The sequence below is a fragment of the Actinomadura mexicana genome, from assembly GCF_900188105.1.
Taxonomy (GTDB): domain Bacteria; phylum Actinomycetota; class Actinomycetes; order Streptosporangiales; family Streptosporangiaceae; genus Spirillospora; species Spirillospora mexicana.
In genome coordinates this window covers 268,966-288,037 of record NZ_FZNP01000001.1, presented here as the reverse complement: position 1 = coordinate 288,037, position 19,072 = coordinate 268,966, and the positions used below count along the sequence as shown (strand labels likewise).

17 protein-coding genes and 2 pseudogenes are annotated in these 19,072 nt (G+C 67.7%); 11 read left to right on the top strand and 8 right to left on the bottom strand.

Going from position 1 to position 19,072, the window contains the following annotated elements; all coding sequences use genetic code 11:
- The first annotated feature begins 246 nt into the window (after positions 1-246).
- Positions 247-471, top strand: coding sequence for a hypothetical protein (locus tag CHC11_RS01255; RefSeq protein WP_089309686.1), 225 nt, complete (start codon positions 247-249; stop codon positions 469-471).
- A 113-nt stretch (positions 472-584) separates the two neighbouring features.
- Here CHC11_RS01255 and CHC11_RS01250 read toward each other — a convergent pair whose 3' ends face one another.
- Positions 585-1,151, bottom strand: coding sequence for a CGNR zinc finger domain-containing protein (locus CHC11_RS01250; RefSeq protein WP_089309685.1), 567 nt, complete (start codon positions 1,149-1,151; stop codon positions 585-587).
- A gap of 82 nt (positions 1,152-1,233) precedes the next feature.
- Here CHC11_RS01250 and CHC11_RS01245 point away from each other — a divergent pair, with 82 nt between their 5' ends.
- Positions 1,234-2,406, top strand: a complete 1,173-nt coding sequence (locus tag CHC11_RS01245; RefSeq protein WP_089309684.1) for an epoxide hydrolase family protein — start codon at positions 1,234-1,236, stop codon at positions 2,404-2,406.
- 540 nt (positions 2,407-2,946) lie between these two features.
- Positions 2,947-3,456 carry a peptide-methionine (S)-S-oxide reductase MsrA gene (gene msrA, locus CHC11_RS01240; protein ID WP_089309683.1) on the top strand — a complete coding sequence of 170 codons (510 nt, stop codon included), beginning with the start codon at positions 2,947-2,949 and terminating at the stop codon, positions 3,454-3,456.
- 233 nt (positions 3,457-3,689) lie between these two features.
- On the opposite strand, the gene CHC11_RS01235 is transcribed toward msrA, so the two are convergent.
- Positions 3,690-5,270 (bottom strand): MDR family MFS transporter, encoded by a 1,581-nt coding sequence (locus tag CHC11_RS01235; RefSeq protein ID WP_089309682.1) that lies wholly within the window; start codon positions 5,268-5,270, stop codon positions 3,690-3,692.
- 112 nt (positions 5,271-5,382) lie between these two features.
- Between CHC11_RS01235 and CHC11_RS01230 the strand changes: the two genes are divergently transcribed.
- On the top strand, positions 5,383-5,937 hold the full coding sequence (locus CHC11_RS01230) for a TetR/AcrR family transcriptional regulator (RefSeq protein ID WP_089309681.1): 555 nt from the start codon (positions 5,383-5,385) through the stop codon (positions 5,935-5,937).
- Positions 5,938-6,165: 228 nt separating this feature from the next.
- A complete protein-coding gene (locus CHC11_RS43750) occupies positions 6,166-6,522 on the top strand; it encodes a DUF6247 family protein (protein ID WP_425427262.1) in 357 nt (118 codons plus the stop codon).
- A 339-nt stretch (positions 6,523-6,861) separates the two neighbouring features.
- Here the strand turns inward: CHC11_RS43750 and CHC11_RS01225 are convergent, their stop codons facing one another.
- Positions 6,862-9,387 (bottom strand): GmrSD restriction endonuclease domain-containing protein, encoded by a 2,526-nt coding sequence (locus CHC11_RS01225; RefSeq protein ID WP_089309680.1) that lies wholly within the window; start codon positions 9,385-9,387, stop codon positions 6,862-6,864.
- A gap of 1,234 nt (positions 9,388-10,621) precedes the next feature.
- On the opposite strand from CHC11_RS01225, the pseudogene CHC11_RS42335 reads away from it, so the two are divergent.
- Positions 10,622-10,848: pseudogene (locus CHC11_RS42335) on the top strand (transposase family protein); the annotation flags it as partial.
- A gap of 451 nt (positions 10,849-11,299) precedes the next feature.
- Here CHC11_RS42335 and CHC11_RS40000 read toward each other — a convergent pair.
- From CHC11_RS40000 to CHC11_RS01195, 5 genes and pseudogenes are all read right to left on the bottom strand, one after another.
- A pseudogene (locus CHC11_RS40000) lies at positions 11,300-11,476 on the bottom strand (IS110 family transposase); the annotation flags it as partial.
- 296 nt (positions 11,477-11,772) lie between these two features.
- Positions 11,773-13,353 (bottom strand): fatty-acid--CoA ligase FadD1, encoded by a 1,581-nt coding sequence (gene fadD1, locus CHC11_RS01210; RefSeq protein WP_089309678.1) that lies wholly within the window; start codon positions 13,351-13,353, stop codon positions 11,773-11,775.
- A complete protein-coding gene (locus CHC11_RS01205; protein ID WP_218825892.1) occupies positions 13,346-14,284 on the bottom strand; it encodes an alpha/beta fold hydrolase in 939 nt (312 codons plus the stop codon). Before CHC11_RS01205 ends, fadD1 begins: the two co-directional genes overlap by 8 nt.
- Positions 14,281-14,910 carry a TetR/AcrR family transcriptional regulator gene (locus tag CHC11_RS01200; protein WP_089309677.1) on the bottom strand — a complete coding sequence of 210 codons (630 nt, stop codon included), beginning with the start codon at positions 14,908-14,910 and terminating at the stop codon, positions 14,281-14,283. The genes CHC11_RS01205 and CHC11_RS01200 overlap by 4 nt, the downstream gene beginning before the upstream one ends.
- Positions 14,907-16,256: a flavin-containing monooxygenase gene (locus CHC11_RS01195; RefSeq protein ID WP_089309676.1), complete on the bottom strand. Its 1,350-nt coding sequence runs from the start codon at positions 16,254-16,256 to the stop codon at positions 14,907-14,909. The genes CHC11_RS01200 and CHC11_RS01195 overlap by 4 nt, the downstream gene beginning before the upstream one ends.
- A gap of 106 nt (positions 16,257-16,362) precedes the next feature.
- Between CHC11_RS01195 and CHC11_RS01190 the strand changes: the two genes are divergently transcribed.
- From CHC11_RS01190 to CHC11_RS01170, 5 genes are all read left to right on the top strand, one after another.
- Positions 16,363-17,100: an SDR family NAD(P)-dependent oxidoreductase gene (locus CHC11_RS01190; protein WP_089309675.1), complete on the top strand. Its 738-nt coding sequence runs from the start codon at positions 16,363-16,365 to the stop codon at positions 17,098-17,100.
- A complete protein-coding gene (locus CHC11_RS01185; protein ID WP_089309674.1) occupies positions 17,097-17,924 on the top strand; it encodes an SDR family NAD(P)-dependent oxidoreductase in 828 nt (275 codons plus the stop codon). Before CHC11_RS01190 ends, CHC11_RS01185 begins: the two co-directional genes overlap by 4 nt.
- Entirely contained in the window at positions 17,921-18,232 is a 312-nt protein-coding gene (locus CHC11_RS01180) for an LLM class flavin-dependent oxidoreductase (RefSeq protein ID WP_089309673.1), read from the top strand. The genes CHC11_RS01185 and CHC11_RS01180 overlap by 4 nt, the downstream gene beginning before the upstream one ends.
- A 263-nt stretch (positions 18,233-18,495) precedes the next feature.
- On the top strand, positions 18,496-18,795 hold the full coding sequence (locus CHC11_RS01175) for a DUF6247 family protein (RefSeq protein WP_089309672.1): 300 nt from the start codon (positions 18,496-18,498) through the stop codon (positions 18,793-18,795).
- On the top strand, positions 18,792-19,049 hold the full coding sequence (locus CHC11_RS01170; protein ID WP_089309671.1) for a hypothetical protein: 258 nt from the start codon (positions 18,792-18,794) through the stop codon (positions 19,047-19,049). The genes CHC11_RS01175 and CHC11_RS01170 overlap by 4 nt, the downstream gene beginning before the upstream one ends.
- The last annotated feature ends 23 nt before the right edge of the window (positions 19,050-19,072 follow it).

The window sequence follows — 19,072 nt, the reverse complement described above, 5'->3', positions numbered from 1 at the left end:
AATGAAAGGCAGGCAGGACCTCGGGAGGGCACGTGTCCGGGCGTAGTGATCATTACCACTGCGGTGTCGCATCCGGGGGCTCGCCCGGGACGGGATGCGTGCTCTTGGTCCTCGTGACAAGCGCCCTGCCCGCCGACCGGCTTCACATGGAGCATCCCCGCGGCAGGTGTCATCCAGACGCGGTTCAAACGGGAAGACATTGACGACCGCACAGATTTTCGAGGCTGGTTCCGCCTGAAGGCGGTGATGTTCATCGAGGAAGAGGCGCGGGACTGCTCGACCGCGGTGGACTGGTCGCTGCTGGCCGACAACAAGCCCATCGCGCACGGCACGATCGCAGCGGGGAGTGAAGACCAGGAAGTCACCGGCAAACCACCGGCTGGGACCCGGTTCATCCTGCTCACCGCGCGGCGCACCGACTCCTTGGCCTGTCGCTCCACCTTCCAGTGGGTCTACGCGGGCCTCGACTGAGCGCACGGCCTAGTGTCACCGGCCACTGGCAAAGGTGGCCCTTCCCCATGAGCGTGGTCGCGGGGGTAAGGCGCTGCTCGGCGTGTCAGCGAGCCGAGAAGGCGTCAGGGCCTTCACGATGGAAGGCGGCGCTGCTTGGCATTGAAGCGCGCCTTCTTCTGACGATTCCCGCACGTGTTCATGTCACACCATTTACGGGTGCGACTTTGGCTGGTGTCGAAGAAGGCGGCCTGGCAGGTCGGTGACGCGCACAAGGCCAATTTTCCGTCTCGTTCGCCCGCGATGATGCTGATCGCATCGGCGGCGATCACGCCGAGGGCATCTTCCACGCGGGAAGCCGAGCTGAGCCGCCATTGCCGCTTACCCTCGGGCGTCAGGATCGCAGCCGCCCGGCCCTCAGCGCTGCAGCCGTTGATGACTTGGACAGCAGATGCGGGAAGAGCGTCCTGGAGCGCGGCCGCTGTCGCGGCGACGTCGATCGACTCCCTCAGTGACCGAGCGAGGTCGAGCTGGGCAGTGGTGCAGGAGTCCACAGCGAGGCCGTTCACTTCCAGCCAGTCGACGAGCCGGTGCGGCGTGGGAATGCGCTCCACAGCGTTGCCGTGACGCTCCGTCAGAGTCGCCGTGAAGCTGGTCGCCAGCACGTTGCCGAGGCGAAAGTCAGGGAACCCAGCGCGCATGGAACCACCTTAGCCGGTTGCACGCTGACACGACGCCATGCTAGAACCGTCTTAGCCGGTTCCGCGATGGCCAGGAGGTCTCATGCCGCGTCCGACCAGCGACGTCCAAGCATTCGAGGCCCACGCAACGGACGCTGACCTCGACGATCTGCGCGCGCGACTAGCCGCGGCGCGGCTACCGGAGGCCGAGACGGTCCATCGCGCCGCGCCCGGCCCCCGCCGATGGGAACAGGGCGTTCCTCTCGCCGACCTCGCCGATGTCGTGGACTACTGGCGCACCGGGTACAACTGGCGGTCGTTCGAAGAGCGCCTTGACCGTATCGGCCAGTTCCGCACGACCATCGATGGTCTGGGAATCCATTTCCTGCACCGCCGATCCTCGCGCGCAGAGGCCACTCCGCTGATCTTGACGCACGGCTGGCCGGGCAGCGTTGCTGAGTTCACCGATGTAGTGGACGAGCTGGCAGATCCGAAAGACGCAGACGCGCCGGCGTTCCACGTCGTGGTCCCGTCGCTACCAGGCTTTGGCTACAGCGACAAGCCGGCCACCACCGGGTGGGGAATCGAAAAGATCGCGTCCGCATGGGTGGAACTGATGGGGAGGCTCGGCTACCGCAAGTTCGTAGCCCACGGGGGCGACTGGGGAGGTCCGATCACCACGGTCCTCGGCGGCAGGTTCCCGGAGCATGTTCTCGGCATCCACACAACGACCGCGCAGGCACCGCCTGGGCTGACAACAGACGGGCTGACGGCGGTCGAGCGCAGGTGGACCGAGGAAACCCGGGATTTCTGGCGCCACCGCGCGGCGTACGCGAAGCAGCAGGCGACCCGACCGCAGACCATCGGCTACTCGCTCGTCGACTCACCGGTCGGGCTTCTCGCCTGGATCCTTGACAAGTTCGCCGAGTGGTCAGACACCGAAGACAGCCCGTTCGAGACGATTTCCAGAGACAGAATTCTCGACGACGTCACCCTCTATTGGCTGACGCGGACCGGCGCATCGGCGGCCCGCATCTACTACGAGAGCCACAACTCGCTCGATCCCGCACTTCGGGTCGAAGTCCCGTCGGCAATCAGTGTGTACCCCCGCGACATCGAGAAGTGTCCGCGCCCCTGGGCGCAGGAGCGGTACCGACGGATCGTCCGATGGAGGTCCCCCGAAAGCGGGGGACATTTCCCTTCGCTGGAGGTTCCCGAGTACTTCGTCAAAGATCTGCAAGAGGGCCTCGCGGCAGTGCTCGCCGCCAACCGTTGAACGCGCCCCGGCGACCCGGCACTCGATGACCGGCGGGCATGTAGGAGAGGACCTTGAGGTGCTGTGGCGAGCGGTGCGCCGGCAGACGGGTGGTTCCCGGAACGCGCGCCACGTCCAGCCGCTGCTCGTCCTCGCCGCCGCCCTGATCGATCTGCGCCGGCTTGATGAGGCGGAGAACATACTGCGCGCCGTGGACGATTCGGCGCTGCGGGGGCGCTGCCGCACATCGTCATCCCGGAGGGTCCGGTGGTGTCCCGGTCCTGGGCGGTGCAGTGTCCCTGACCCGCAGCGAACTCGGCCGAGTCGACGGTGCGGCCTTCGGGTCATCGCCGAATGCCGGGTTGCCGGGAATCCGGGTGGAGTATCGCTAGTTGGAGGGGTTGGGGGATGCGAGCCCCGAGGAAGCGGCGGTGCGCGTCTATCGACCCGGCGAGTGGAACACGCACACGACCCGGGACGCGTGATCATTCTCTGAACAGCGGACCCGCTCTTCGTCCTGCCGGATCGTCCGCACTGCAGAGAGTACGAGAGGGGAAGAACATGGCAATCGAGAGAGCACTGCTCGCGGGCGGTTGTTTCTGGGGCATGGAGGACCTGTTCCGTCGCCAGCCCGGAGTGGTTTCCACAAGTGTCGGGTACAGCGGCGGCGACGTCCCCAACGCGACCTACCGCCACCACGGGTCCCACGCCGAGACGATCGAGGTCCTCTACGACCCCGACCAGACGGACTTCCGGGCCCTGCTGGAGTTCTTCTTCCAGATCCACGACCCGACGACACTGAACCGCCAGGGCAACGATGTCGGCACGAGCTACCGTTCCGCGATCTTCTACACCTCGGACGAGCAGCGGCAGATCGCCGAGGACACCATCGCGGACGTCGACGCCTCGGGCCTGTGGCCGGGCAAGGTGGTCACCGAGGTGACCGCCGCGACCGACTTCTGGAAGGCCGAGCCCGAGCACCAGGACTATCTGCAGAAGTACCCGAACGGCTACACGTGTCACTTCCCCCGCCCCGGCTGGAAGCTGCCCAGACGAGCGGCCGCCGAGTAGGGCGAGCCCAGCGCGCGACGAGCCAGAGCATCGCGCTGCGGATCGCAGTGATGGAGCGCCGCGTCGGCGGTGCCCGCCATCGCGGAGGTGGGGCCGTCCGACCTTGTGTTGATCGCCGTGAGGCTGTGGGACACCCATGACGCCGCCGCCCAACTGAGCGGCGACCCCACGCCCCGCAACCAGACAGGGGCCGTCCTCTCGTTGAGGACGGCCCCTGGGGCTGCTGAGACGGGTCAGACCGTGACGGGTTCGGTGAGTGCGCGATCCTCGGGGGCGGGCTGTTCGGAGGCGCCGCCACGCAGCGGGGTTTCGCGGATGAACCAGGCGGCGACGATGGCCAGCAGCGTGAACGCGGCCGCCCAGAGGAAGACGTTGTGGACACCTGAGGTGACCGCGTGCTCCACGGCGTCGCGCACGTTGACCGGCATCCGCTTGAGCAGCGCCGGAGTGAGCTGGCCGCCGCTGCCGGAGATCGACTCGCCTGCCCGCTCGCCGAGCCGGTCGGTCAGCGCACCGGTCAGGTGGCTGCTGTAGATCGCGCCGAGGATCGACACGCCGAGCGAGCCGCCGATCGTCCGGAACAGGGTGGCCGCGCCGCTGGCCGCGCCGATGTCCTTCATCTCCACGCTGTTCTGCGCGATGAGCATCGTGTTCTGCATCAGGAACCCCATGCCGGCACCCAGCACGAGCATGAACAGCCCGGTGGTCAGCCGGGTGGAGCCCACCGTGAGCTGGGCCAGCAGCAGCATGCCCGCGGTCATGAACACCCCGCCCACGATGGGATAGACGCGGTAGCGCCCGGTTCGGGTCACCAGCTGTCCGACGGCCATGGTGGTGACGAGCATGCCCATCATCAACGGCAGCAGGAGCAGGCCGCTGTTGGTGGCCGAGGCGCCCTGCACCAGCTGCTGGAACTGCGGCAGGAAGGTCACCGCACCGAACATCGCGAAGCCGACCAGGAAGCCCAGCACCGAGGCCAGAGTGAAGTTACGGCTGCGGAACAGGCTCATCGGCAGGATCGGGGACTCGACACGCAGCTCCCACAGCACGAACAGGGTCAGCAGGACGGCGGCGCCGGCGCCCAGGCCGATGATCGTGGCGGAGGTCCAGGCGTACTCCAGACCGCCCCAGCTGGTCATCAGCGACAGGCAGACGATCCCGCCGGTCAGCAGGACTGCACCGGCATAGTCGATGCGGGAGGTGCTGCGGGGACGCTTGGGAAGGTGCATGGTCAGCGCGGTGACCACCAGGGCGAGGGCGCCCAGCGGCAGGTTGACGTAGAAGGCCCACCGCCAGCTGAGGTGGTCGGTGACCAGGCCGCCCAGCAGCGGACCCCCGATGAACGCCAGCGGCATGACCGCGGCCATCAGCCCCTGATAGCGCCCGCGCTCGCGGGGCGGCACCAGGTCGCCGATGATGGCCATCGCCCCGACCATCAGCCCCCCGGCGCCCAGTCCCTGGACACCGCGAAAGGCGATCAGCTGCATCATGCTGTGCGCCATGCCGGCCAGTGCCGATCCGGCCAGGAACAGCACGATGGCGGCCATGAACATGCCCTTGCGGCCGTAGATGTCACCGAGCTTGCCCCAGATCGGCGTCGCTGCGGCGGTGGCGAGCGTGTAGGCGGTGACCACCCAGGACAGATGCGCCAACCCGCCCAGTTCGCCGACGATCGTGGGCATCGCGGTGCCCACCACCATGTTGTCCAGCATGGCGAGCAGCATCCCGATCATCAGCCCGCTCATCACGATGTAGATCTGGCGCTTGCTCTGGGGAGCCGCCCCCGTACCGCTCTCCGTGAGTGTCGTACTCATCCCGGTCCTCCCTGCATCGGCACTTACCTGCCGCCCGGCTAGTTTGCTTACCTGCCGTACGGTAAGCTGGGAACTAGCCGGTCGTCAAGTAAGATTGTTTGGGGAGGACGTGATGACCCGCCGACGCAGCGACACCCGCGAGCAGATCCGCAGGGTCGCCCTGGAGTTGTTCGCCGAGCAGGGCTACGAGAAGACCTCGCTCCGCGAGATCGCCGAACGGCTCGACGTGACCAAGGCGGCGCTGTACTACCACTTCAAGACCAAAGAGGACATCGTTGCCAGCCTCTTCGCGGACTTCCACGCCGAGGCCGAGGAACTGCTGGAATGGGCGCGGGGGCAGCAGCCCACCCCGGCGTCACGGCGGGAGTTCGTGCGCCGCTATGCCGAGATCATCCAGGGTCCCGGCAAGGAGATGCTCCGCTTCATGCAGCAGAACGAACCGGCAGTACGGGACCTGAAGGGCGGCGCCGACATGCGCGCGCGCATGCAGTCCTTCGCCGAGTTCCTGGTCGACAACGAGACGAGCCTCCCGGATCAGATCCGCGCCCGCCTTTCCATCCTCACCCTGCACATGACCCACTTCGCCATGCGCGACAAGGACATCGACGAGAACGAACTGCAAGCCGCCGCACTGGAGGTCGCCCTCGACCTCATCCCGGACGCCTAGGCACTTGCCCGAAACCCCGGCATCACCAGCACGCCGGATAATCCCCGCCGCTCCGCACAGCCGCGTGCCGATGCGGCGACGTCCGGCACCCGACCGCGCCCTCCCGGCGACCCCACCTCACCACCGCGCCCGTCACCCTCATGCGTCGGGAGGATCCGGGGCGGAGACGAACGTGCCTACCGATGCTCTAACTCGGACCAATCCGCTCGCCCGCGATAGGGAGGGCACATGTCCGGCCGTTCAGAACGGACCCCGGGGGAGTCCCGTCCCCGTGTGCGGCACACAGGTAAGTCAGACATCATGACCGCTCTGCCCGAGGAACCGGCCGCATCGCGGGATCCCGGAGAGGACCCGGCTGCGATCTTCGATGCGCTCCCGCCGTCGCATCGCGACCAGTTCCGGGCCGAGTATGACGAGGCGCACGACGCCGCGCACGACCTGGCGCGCTTCAAGCAGGTCCAGACGTTCCGATTCTCAGTGCTGTCACTCCACAGATGCCCGAGCCGCACAACGGCCGAGCCAAGGAACTGGCCGAGGAGCTGCGGAGGATCAGCGGCAGGATCAATGACCTCGCGATCGGGTTGAACACTGAACTCAAACGGGCGCCGACTCTGACGGTCCGTCTCTGCCGGGCGGCGGCGCGACCCCGTGACCGCCAGCGGATGACGGACAGGGCGGCGGCTTCGCGATGCGTGGCCGTCCGGTGACCGGCGCCCATGCCGCACGCTCCGGGCGGCCTGGCGCGGGGCCGCGCAGCGGCCTGAGCGCCGCCGCCCCTTGTCACTCCGGGACGGCCGTGGATGGGCCACAAGTGGCGGGCAGAGGGGCTTGCCGGCGGCGAACTTGAAGCTGTCGAGGCCTACCCGGATTTGTTGATCATGATGACCTTGGTCGCGCCCGGTCTCCACTCGAGGGGGGAGGCAGTCAGTTGCCGTCGCTGTGGTCGATCTGGGCTTTGAACCAGTCGAGGGTAGCGATAACGACGTCCCAGGTGGCCTCGTCGGCCAGTTGGGCGATGGGAAAACTGGGCCACAGGTCGAGTTTGGAGGCGGGCAGGTCGATTCCGGGGGCGTCGTTGAGGCGTTGCCGCAGTTCCTCGCGCAGGCCGGGGTCGTCGAATACGGGTCGGCCTTTCAGCAGGCCGAAGGGCACCTCGATGGTACGGGTGTAGAGGTTCAGCATCTTGGTCACGCCGGGTTTTTGTGGCAGGACCGGGCTGCAGCGGGCTTGGGCTCCGGTGCCGTACTGGAACTGGCCGCCCACCTCACGCCAACGGTCGAGCAGGCGGGCGACGGCCCCGGTGGTCTTGGGACCGTGGAGGCTGCCCAGTTGGCTGTGGAAGCGGTGTTCTTGTTCGGTCAGGTCGGCGGCGTCGCCTTCGGTCAGGTCGGTTTCTTTCATCTCGGCTGCCCCAGGCAGGTCGAGCAGCGCCGCGAGTTCATGGGCGGAGACATGCTGGGCGGGGTCGGCGCGGCCGGTGTCGTCGAGCTTGATACCGTCGTCGACCAGAACGTTTAGGACATTTCGGTCGTCGTCGGGGTCGGGCCAGCGGAAGTTAGGGGACGGTCGACGCTCGGCGGTAAGGACCCGGTGCGCGTTCACCACTTGCACGCTGCCCAGGTGGACGCCCACTGGCACGGCGTGCGAGCCGATCAGCTCGGCGATGTCCCCGTAGGTCGTCCATGTCGCTGCAGGCAGCGCGGCCAAGGCGTTGTGCAACAGCGTCCAGTCCCGCTCCGGGGAGGACTTACGGCCGGTCTCGTCCGGGCCAGGCCATAGAGCGATCGCCCGCTCGGTGAGGTCGTCGGCGCGGGCGTGGATCTCGGTCTTGCCCCAGTGTCCTTGTTCAGCGATGGCCTGGTTCATGGCGATGCTGGTGCGGCTGAGCTGCTCGCGCTTACGTGCGAACGGTAGGTCGCTTAAGGCTGAGTTGTACCCGGTCAGAGTCAGGTTTCCCAGCGTGTGGACGAGTTCGCGGTGCAGCATTGCCGGGTCGTCGCTGTCACGTGACAGCTCCGTGCGCCATTCGGGGGTCAAGTGCTGGGGGAGGACGTGCTCGATGGTGATGTTCTTGTGCGCCAGGTCGACCAGCTCGGGGCTGCGGAAGGTTCCCGCGAGGCGGCGGAGTACGAGCTTCTTCTGAGGGCCGCTGCCTTGCCAGTAGAACTGCCGGGTCCGGACAGCGTCGCGCAGCTCGGTGTCGGTGGGCCAGTACAGCCGTGCTGGCGACAGGGTGGAGCGGACGGTGCCGGGCACCGGCTCGTCGGCTGACAGCAGCCCCGACAGCCGCTGGAAGACCCGGTTCAGGTTGTTGGTGGGGACACCCGCGATGAGTCGGCGAACCACGAAACTCTCGATGTAGCGCAATGCTTCGGCCAGGTCATCATCGGTGGCCTCGCCGTCCTCACGCAGCTCCAGAAGCCTCATCACCACCGGGTAGGTGGTAGAGGCCTGCCACTCGTTGAGGAATTCAAGGCTCGCCGAAATCCGGCTGTCGGCCTCCCGACCGGGCTCGCGGATGACGGCGAAGTGGCGGGCGCGGCGGGCCAGGTCCGCGACGTAGGTCTCGATCTTGTTCTCGTCACCGCCGGCTTGGTCCAGTAGTTGCTGGTGGCCGCGGTAGATGTCGTTGTAGGTGGCGTCCTCGCCCTTCTTCAGCACCAGGACCAGGTACATCAGCTGCTCCAGCGCCTTGGTGTCGTTGCCGAGCATCCGCTGGAGCGGCAACCAGTAGGTGTCGTACACGTGCTCGCCTTTGGTCGCGAGCATCATGAAGACATAGTTGCGAATCAGGTCCACCTGACTGAGTCGCATGCCCGTGTTGTTCAGCGACTCGAAGATCCGGAACGCGTTGTCGTCCTGCTCCACGGTGATCTGCACCAGGCTGAGCCAGTCCAGCACCGCCGATTCGATACGCTTGATGTCGTGCGGGTCGGCCGGATCATCGGCGGTGACCAGCCTGCTGCGGAAGAACTGGTAGCTGGTGCCGATCACTCCCGAGACCCGCTGATCGAGAGACCCGTTGACACATGCAGTGAATGCGCCGCGGTCGACCTGCGTGGGCAGCAGCCGAAAGCGGGCTTCCCCCCGCTCGAACTTGTTGATCAGGTGCAGTTCATTGATCCGGTCCCACTCATCCGGATCTTCAACCTTCAGATGATCCCTGATCGCGCACAGCAGCAACAGCAGCGTGGTCAGCCGCTGTTGCCCATCGACCACGATCCACCGCGCCAGCGACGGGCTCGCATGAGGACTGGGCGCCAGCACTACCGACCCGAGGAAATGCCCGCGAGGAGACCCCTGCGCGACCGCGTCAGCCTGTGCCACCACGTCCTGCCACAGCGGCTTGAGATGCTTGTCCGTCCACGCATACGGACGCTGGAACAACGGGACCACGAACTGCTTCTCGCCCGCGATCAGCTTCCGCAACGTCGTCTCGCTCGCCTTCACCGACCGCCTCCCGCTTCAACCGCCGAATCCGTACTCACGTCCCCGCCGAGCATTCCACAACAGCATCACGCGCTGGTCACACTCCGCCACCTGCGAGACAGAGGCTCAACGGAGGTGTGGGTCGCAACCGAAAGGTTCGGGCTGCCACGTGTTGGGACCCGAGATAGGATGGCAGCTCGCCGGTGAACCCTTTCCATTAGCGCCTGTGAATAGGAATCACAGCATGATCGCGGGAGGTGTGGCGGGCCCTGAAATTTGAAGGAACCCTGGTAGGAAGGTGATCTATTAGAACCCTCCGCCCTAGCAGGGGCTTCACATGCTTTTTCTATCGTTCTTCGCTGCCGTGGCGTTGCAATCGCGAAGCTGCTACCCGGTCGCGAGCACCGATGCCAGGGCCGTGGTCGGACCGGAGAAGAAACCGTGGTTCATCGGGCACCACCCCTGTCCCGGTGAGTTTTTGTGAACAGGCACACGTCGGCGTGAACGCTGACCTGCGGCGGCAGCGCGCGGGAGCGGATGTCGCGCAAGTGGGGCCAACTCGGCGGGTCCTGCCTAACGACCAACGAGTCCCCGTCGATGGGGACGCGCAGCGCGAAAGCGTGTTTGGCGTACCGGAACCCAGTCCTTGGGCTTGGCGGATGATTTGCGAAGCGGGGTCGACGAATCGCCCGGCTTCGTGGCGGGCGATTGGCGTGATTGCCAGGACCCCGCCCGGCCGCAGCACCTTCCACGCGAACGCCGCGACGTGCCGTACCGGTCCATGACCTCCCCGATCGGCGAACAGCTCACGCACCGCCCGACCCCCGGTACTCCACCAGCGCATCCTGATCCACGCTCGCCACCAAAGACAGGCCCGCCACCGCAGTCACTTCAAACACGTATCACGGCGCGCCGCGCCCGCGACTCGGTTCCCTGCCCATCGTCGCGCGAGAGGGACATGAGAGCCAACTTCACCGCTGTCGCCCGGTATTAGCCCCGCGGGGAAGCGTTCGTCGAGCACTGGGAATTTCGCAGAATAGTTCCTCAGTCTATCGAGGTCACTGGCCGGATCGCCAATGCAGTATCTACGGATTAACCTTTTCTCATCCTGGGGCGGGATGGGGTGACCACAGCACGATCGCGAGTTGACGGATCGCCCGCAGATGCAGAGAAGCCTCCGGTAGACGGATTGGTGACCACAATCACACCGTCTCACCAGGAGCTTTTGCATGCTTTCTACCGTGCCGCTGTGAATTTGTCACGTCCGACGCTGAACTACGTGGCGGGATCGTCGCCGTCGCCGGGCGGATCAGGTGTCAGTGGCGGCGGCTGAACCCCGGCCAGCAGGCTCTGCTGGTGCTGGTGCTGGTGCTGGTGCTGGTGCACCTGCGCAAGGGTGAGACGTTTGCCGATACCGCTGCGGGTTTCGGGGTGCTGGTGGCCACCGCCTGGCGCTACGTCGAGGAGATCGTCGCGCTGCTGCTGCGCGTTCCCCAGCTGCGGGCCGCGTTGCGCAAGGCCCCGGCATCCGAGCGAACAGCGAGCGGACACGGGGACGAAAGGGATATTATTTGAAATCTTAGCATTGGTAAGACCGCAGGTCAGGCTGTTGCGCGTCCGGTATGATTGGAATTCGCGACCGTCGGATTAGAAGCCCGATGTAAGTGCTGTTTATCGATCATTGCGAGTGTCGCGTCTGTCACTCCATCCTATTAGGCGCAAATTCCGGAACCTGCGATGCGGCTCTGTGCCGCCTGCTGCTAGCGCGTTTCGCGACATACGAGCAAACAACGAGCGAACATGATCCAGTGTTGCGGAGGTTAGCCCCTGCAGGGCACACAGAACATGGGAACGGGCTCGACCAGGCTTCTTATCGTTGAGGAGCGGTTCTCCCTGTCCCGGCCAGCCGCGGGGGGTGCTTCTATCTTTTCCTTCAAGTGAGGCGTGGGGTTCTGGGTTCGTAGAGGGTGTTGTCGCGGAGCTTCGCGAACAGCACGCTGATGCGGTGCCGGGCGAGGCGGAGTAGGGCCTGTGGTTGGGGCTCCCCGCGGGCTCTGCAGCAGTTGTAGTAGGTGCGGGAGGCGGGGTCGTGCACGGCGGCGAGCGCTGAGCTGCCCGTGCAGCGCCAATCTGCGGCGAACCGGCCTGACCTCGATCTGTAGAGGCTGGCCTGACACCCGAACTGATGAATCGGGCGGTCCGCGACTGCCTCGTGAAGGGCTACGAGTCCTTGGTTGACGCTCTCGACCCGCAGGATCCCGATGACCGCCACGTGCTCGCGGCAGCGATCAAGGCAGTGCCGGTGACGATCGCTCGTGCCGGTCTCCAGACGGGCGAGCGCGCATGGGGGTGTTGGGAGTGACGTGGCCGAAGCTCATCGGAACTGAGGTCGTTAGACACGCTGCACTAGGGCTCAGGGCGGTAGACGTGGTCCCGCTCGCTCCGCGCGAACAGCGTGTCCGTGGTCTCGGTGCCCTGAGCCCGGAGCTCGCGCTTGAGAACCTTGTTCGTCGCCGTACTCGGCAGGTCGGTGGCGATCCGGACGAACTTCGGCCATGCCTTCGGCGACAGGTCCGGCTGGGCATTCAGGAACTTCTGGAGATCGACGGGCGTGAGGGTCGCGCCGTCGCGCAGCACCAGCGCGCACATGAGCTGGTCGCCCGGGGCGTCGGCGTCCGGTACGCCGTACACCGCGGCCTGGCTGATCGCGTCGTTGCGCAGCAGCACCCGCTCGATCGGCGCCGCCGCGAGGTTCTCGCCGTCGACGCGCAGCCAGTCGTCGGTGCGACCCGCCAGGTATATGAAGCCTGCTTCGTCCCGATAGGCGAGATCGCCGGACCAGTACATGCCCCCGTCGAGCCGCTCGGAGGTCGCCTGTTCGTCGTTGTAGTAGCCGGCGAAGAACCCGGCCCCGGTGGTGTTGACCAGCTCGCCGACCGCCTCGTCCAGGTTGGTCACCCGGCCCAGGTCGTCGAAGACGGCGCGCGGGCACTCGGTGCGGGTGTCGCGGTCGTAGACGGCGACGCCGTCGAACGGCTGCCCGATGGAGCCGGCCGGCGTGTCGTCAGTGCGGGTGATGATGACCGCGGTCTCGGTGGAGCCGAAGCCGTCCCACACGGTGCAGTCGAAGCGACGGGCGAACTCCTCGATGTCGCGGTCGCTCGCCTCGTTGCCGAACGCGACACGTAGTGGGTTGTCCCGGTCGTCGGGCTGTTCCGGCGTCGCGAGCAGGTAGGCGAGCGGCTTGCCGACGTAGTTGAGGTAGGTCGCGCCATAGTGGCGCAGGTCGCTGAGGAACCGGCTTGCGCTGAACCTGGCCGGCGCCAGAGCGGCACCGGCGTGGGCGTGCACGGCGTATCCGGCGAGGATGGCGTTGCTGTGGAACATGGGCATCGAGGAATAGACGATGTCCTCGGTCGTCAGGTCGAACTTTTCGGCGAGCGTCGCCCCCGACATCACCGCCATGAAGTTGGCGACCCGCACGGCCTTCGGCTCCCCGCTGGTGCCGGAGGTGAAGATCAGCATGAAGGTGTCCATCGCGTCGACTGTCGGGAACCCGGCGGTTCCACGCGGTGCGTCGGCCACCCGCTTGGGCCAGTCGACGTCGTCGGTGTCGACCACCGTCGCGCCGCCGAGGTCGAGCCCGCCGAGCAGGGCCAGGTGCTGATGATCGGTCAGCAGGATCTGGCAGTCGGCCCGGCGTACGTCGGCCGCGAGACTCTCGCCGCGCCGGATGGTGTTGATGCCGACGGTCACGTGCCCGCCGAGCGCACCCGCCGCGATCGCCATCGCCATCTCGGGGCTGTTCTCCATCAGCACGCCGACGTGGACCGGCCGGCCCGGGTCGGCCATCGCGTGCAGCACGTGCGCACGGGCGGCGCTCGCGCCGAGGTAGCCGCGCCAGCTCCACACCTGGTCGCCGTACTTCAGACCGGGCGTGTCCCGTTCGGCATGCTGGAGGAGGAGGGCCTGGACGGTGTCAGACACGGGACGGCTCCGATGCGGTCGCGGTGGGCGAGGTGGCGGCGGAGGGAACCGCCAGGTGGCGGCTCAGGAACGCCACGACGTGGCGGGTGGCGGCCTCGTGGAAGGGCTTGCCGGCGAAGAGGTCGAAGTGGTCGCCGGGGTAGTGCCGCACCTCGGCGCGACCGGCGAAGGCCGCCTTCGCCGCGGCGTACGGCGGCGCGCTCCTGTCGAAGTCGCAGATCTGCACCAGCCACGGGACCCGCAGCGACTTCGCGTCCTTGGCGGGCGTCCGGCCGCTGAGCTCCATCACGACGTCGGCGGCGATCTCGTTGCGCCAGGTCGGGCCCGCGAGCGCGAGGTAGTCCTCGTAGGCGCCGGGCAGGGTCAGCGCGCCGAGCTCCCCGGGACGAGCCACGACCGGGATCATCGTCGGCGCGCGGCCGGCCTTTCGTCGTAGGGCCGAAGCGATGCCGCGGCCGGTGGAGGCGAGCAGCTGGGCCGGGCGATGGTGCTTCGCGGCGAGCCGCGCGGCGGCGAGCCCGTCGACGAGCGGCACCGCGGAGACGACCGCCGCGACGTCGTCACGCGCGGCGGCGACGGAGACGACGTGGCCGCCCGCGAGCGAGATGCCCCAGAGCACGACCCGTTCGGCGTCGACGCCCGGAAGGCGCTTCGCTGCCTCGACGGCGGCGTGCCAGTCGGCGACCTGGTCGGCGACGGACACGCACTGGCGCGGACCACCGTAGCCCGCGTCGCTCGCGCCGAAGCCGCGGTAGTCGAAGGTGACGGCGTGGAAGCCCGCCGCCGCGAACGCCTCGGCGAACGGCTGGAGGCCGGAGTCCTGGGTGCCGCCGAGGCCGTGGCCGAGCACCATGACGGGCGCACCGTCCGCGCCGGCGTGATGCGTGGCGGCGCAGCGCACACCGGCCGAGGTGAAGTCGAAGGTGGTCACGCGATGCCTCCGTAGATGCTGGTCATCCAGATGTGCGTGAGCGCCTCGACGTGCTGCTCGCGCGGCGGCTCACCGCAGAGCGCATGGCGCTCGAGGGCGTGGTCGTTCAGGTCGAGGAGTACGGCGGCCAGACCCGCCGCGTCCGGACCGTCGGTCGCGTGCCCGGCAGCCCGCTCCCGCTCGATCATCTCCGCGACCATGCCCGCGAACTCGGCGCGGCCCGCGTCCCAGCCCTCCCGGACCTGTGGGTTCGCGGCCCTCGCTTCGAGCAGGGCCCGGTAGGTGTGCGGCGAGGCGTCGACGGAGTCGAAGAGCGAGTCGAGGACCTGCCGGATCCGCTCGCCGGGATCACCCTCCGCCTTGACCAGCAGGTCGGTCGCGCCCGACGCGGCGTCGTACAGGTCGGCCATCAGGGCGAGCACCGCGGTGGCCTTGCTCTCGAAGTAGAAGTAGAACGCGGAGCGGGTGACGCCGGCCCGCCGCGAGATCTCCGCGACGTTGACCTGGTCGAGGGTCTGCTCGCGCAGCAGGTCGTCGAGGGCCTGGAGCAGGGCCGAGCGGCGCTGGTCGCCGCGGTTGACACTGCGGCGGTCGACCAGCCGCGCCCAGGTGCGCTCCTCGCTCACCCGCGCGCCTCCACGGGCTGCCGCGCCCGCTGCCGCGCAGCTCGCTCCATGCCCGCGGGGATCTCGCGGGTGCGCAGGTCGTGCTCGTAGAGGAAGTGGTCGAGCTGCTGGGTGTGCCGCGGCCGCTGCACCATGTGGGCGGTGTACTTCTGCTGGTCCTCGTCGATCACCCGCTCCATCTCGGCGACCGGCGGCGGCGCGTAGCGGCCGACGAGCCAGGCCGCGACCAGCCGGGTCTGGCACTCGACGAACGGGAACAGTGTCGGCGTCGCCTGGGCGAACCCGATGAACGCGACGTCGTCCATGCCCGGCTTGAAGATCCGCTTGTAGAGGCGGATGCGGTTCTCGGGCGCGCTGAGGAAGTCGGGGTCGAAGAACGGGAAGGTGATGTTGTAGCCGGTGGCGTGGATGACGACGTCGAAGTCCTCGGCGGTGCCGTCGGCGAAGTGCACGGTAGGACCGTCCCAGCGCTCGATGTCGCCCTTGGCCCGCAGGTCGCCGGAGCCGAGCCGCAGCGGCAGCTCGACCGACTGCGTCGGATGCGCCTCGAAGAACTTGTGGTTGGGCTCGGGCAGGCCGTAGTCGGTCGGGCGGCCGGCGGTCAGCGGCTGCATCATCTGCACGAACTTGCGCTGCCACGCGAACGGGATGTGCGGGGAGGTCCTGTAGTACTTGTCGGCCGGCGTTCCGGCGAAGTACTTCGGCACGATCCACGCACTGGACCGCGTCGAGATGACGACCTCGTTGTCGAGTGTCTTGCTGGAGAGCTCGACCGCGATGTCGGCGGCGCTGTTGCCCAGCCCGATGATCAGGATCCGCTTACCTGTCAGGTCGTACGGCGTCCGCGGGTCGATGTAGGCGTGCGAGTGCATCGTCAGGCCGGTGAACTCTCCCGGCTTGTCGGCGAAGCGCGGGTCCCAGTGGTGGCCGTTGGCCACCAGGAGCACGTCGAAGCGACGTACGCCGGTGCGCTCGGTCTCCAGCGACCACCCGCCGTCGGGGTGCCGCTCGGCGTGCACGACGCCGTTCTCGAACTCGATCCGGCGCCGGATGTCGAACGCGTCGGCGTAGCTGTCGAGGTAGTCCTTGATCTGGGTGTGGTGCGGGAAGTCGGGATACTCCTCGGGCATCGGGAAGTCCTTGAAGGACAGCTGGTGCTTCGAGGTGTCGATGTGCAGCGAGCGGTAGGCGCTGCTGTGCCCGTTGGGGTTGCCGAAGGCCCAGTTGCCGCCGACGCGGTCCGAGGACTCGAACGTGGCGTACTCCAGCCCGTAGTCCTCCAGCATCTTGCTCATCGTCAGCCCACTGATGCCGGCACCGATCACGGCGACCGTCGGACCACTCATCGGCTACTCCTCGGCATCTGCTTGACAACCTGGTGTGACGCCCGTCACGTTAGGACTGCAATTGACACGTGTCAACAGATACCGACGAGCGTCAGGATGGTGGCGGATGAGTGAGCAGCGCACGGTCGTGGTGGTCGGGGGCGGGTCCGGCCTCGGAGCGGCGACGGCCGCGCTGCTGCGGTCGCAGGGCGACATCGTGGTGGTCGCCGACCTCCCCGGCACGGCCGCCGACGTCGAGGTCGACGTGACCGACGAGGGAGGAGTGGAGGCGCTCTTCGAGGGCGTCGTCGCCGAGCACGGGCGCTTCCACGGCGTGGTCAACTGTGCCGGCACGAGTACGCTCTCGCGAGTCGTCGACCACGACGCCGCGGAGTGGCGCCGGATCGTCGACGTCTGCCTCACCGGCGCGTTCCTCGTGCTCAAGCACGCCGGACTCCGGGTCGCCGACGGAGGTGCGCTGGTATCGCTGACCTCCCTCAACGCCCGCCGGCCCGGCACCGGCCTGGCTGCCTACTGCGCCGCGAAGGCCGGCCTCGTGGCGCTCACGGAGGTCGCTGCGCTCGAACTCGCGCCGCGCCGCGTGCGCGTCAACGCAGTGGCGCCCGGACTGGTCGTCACGCCGCTGACGGCGCCGGCGATGGACGTACCCGGGGTCGAGGACGAGTACGTCGCCAACACGCCGCTCGGCCGACCGGGAAGCCCGGAGGAGATCGCCGCATCCGTGCGCTACCTGCTGTCGGACGACGCGGCGTGGATCACCGGCGAGACCCTTGACATCAACGGCGGTGCCCACCTGATGCGCTACCCGGATCTCGCCGGACTCGTGGAGAAGGCGTTCGCATGAGCCTCGCGAGCAGATCCGCGATCGTCACAGGCGGCGGCTCGGGCATCGGAGCCTCCCTCACCGCGGCACTTGTCGGCGCAGGCGCCGACGTGGTGTGCACGGACCTCGACCTGGGCGCCGCGGACAAGACCGTCTTCGGCCTCGCCGGACCGGGATCGGCACGTGCAGCGGCCGTCGACGTGACGCGAGCGGCCCAGGTGCAGCAGGTCGTCGACGAGGTCGTGGAGGCACACGGACGGATCGACCTGATGTTCAACAACGCGGGCATCACCTATTTCGGCGACACGGAGAACCTGACGCTGGACCAGTGGAACTCGATCATCGACGTCAACATCCGCGGCGTCGTGCATGGTGTGCACGCGGCGTATCCGCAGATGGTCCGCCAGCGCGGCGGGCACATCGTCAACACGGCCTCGATGGGCGGTCTCATGGCCGCGGGCCTGATGACGTCGTACGTCGCCACCAAGCATGCCGTCGTCGGGCTGTCCCTCGCGCTGCGGACCGAGGCCGCCGCGCACGGTGTCGGCGTCACCGTTGTCTGCCCTGCGGCCGTGGACACCCCGATCCTCGACAAGGGCGAGATCGGCCCCTACCGCGGTCGCGACTTCTACCTCGACGGGCAGGGGATCAAGCGTCCGCTCGATGCGGGCGTGCTCGCCCGGCGGGTCCTGGCGGCCGTCGAGGCGAACGAGGCAATGGTCGTGGAGCCGCGCCGTGCGCGGCTCGCGTGGCGCGTCGGCCGGCTCTCGCCGACGTTCGTCAATAAAACGACCACGCGGTTCATCGACAGACAGCGCGCCCAGGCGCGGAGGGGATCGGCATGACGGCGGCGCTGTTCGAGATCGGGTACTACGGGCTGGCGGGCCGTATCGCGAGTCCGCTCGACGTCGTGGCGGAGGCACAGCAGGCCGAACGGCTCGGCATCGGCGCGATGTTCCTGTCCGAGCGGATCAACGTCAAGGACGCTGGGGTGGTGGCAGGCGCGGTCGCAGCCGCGACGGGAAAGATCGGCATCGGCACCGCAGCGACCAACCACAACACCTGGTCGGGTCGAACAGAACCGCTGCGGGCCCCGACGTGCAGGACTCTCTCCGGTGTGCGCAGAAGTGTCCGGGGCCCAGGTCGGCCCTAGTCCGGCCCCACACGTCCGAGCTGGCTCGTCCGGGGAACGATGTTCGTGCTGGTGGTGATGGCGCGCCCGGCAGGATTCGAACCCGCGACCGTCGGATGAGAAGTCCGAGGTTCTCCGACGGCCCCGCGTCCCGGCCCACCTGCGCACACTCCTCGGCAACTCGTCACCGCTTACAAGATCATTCCGCACATACTCCGGATCTTGCTCACGGCCCTGCTGGGGGAGTCCCGTCCCCGTGTGCGGCACACGGGTAGATTGGCATCATGACCGCTCAGCCCGAGGAACCGGCCGCATCGCGGGATCCCGGAGAGGACCCGGCTGCGATCTTCGATGCGCTCCCGCCGTCGCATCGCGGCCAGTTCCGGGCCGAGTACGACGAGGCGCTCGACGCCGCGCACGACCTGGCGCGCTTCAAGCAGGTCCAGACCTTGCTTCGCCGCTGGCGCTTGCGGGCCATCGCCTACGCCCGTCCCGGCTACGAAGAGGCTGTGCAGGACGCCCTGCAAGGCCGGGAAGACACCTTCGTCCGCTACACCCCGCCGGGCTGGGAAGGCCGGGTGTGACGTACCGCTTCGACGGCTTCCACGGCCGTGCGCTGTACGAGTTGAACGGACTCCCCGAGGAGGTTCGCAACGGGCCGCTCCTTGAACGCCTCCTCCGGCTCCTCGAAGCTCCGTGGGACGCGGTACCGGAACGGGCAGATCAGACAGCGGTCCGGCACGCCTTCTTTGGTGCCGGCGGCGAAGGCATGCTCACCTTCCTGGTGGACGAGAAGGCAGAGACGCTGCGCATCCTCGACATCCTCTGGTTGGGGTAGCGGCGTAGCCGCTGTTCTTCCCC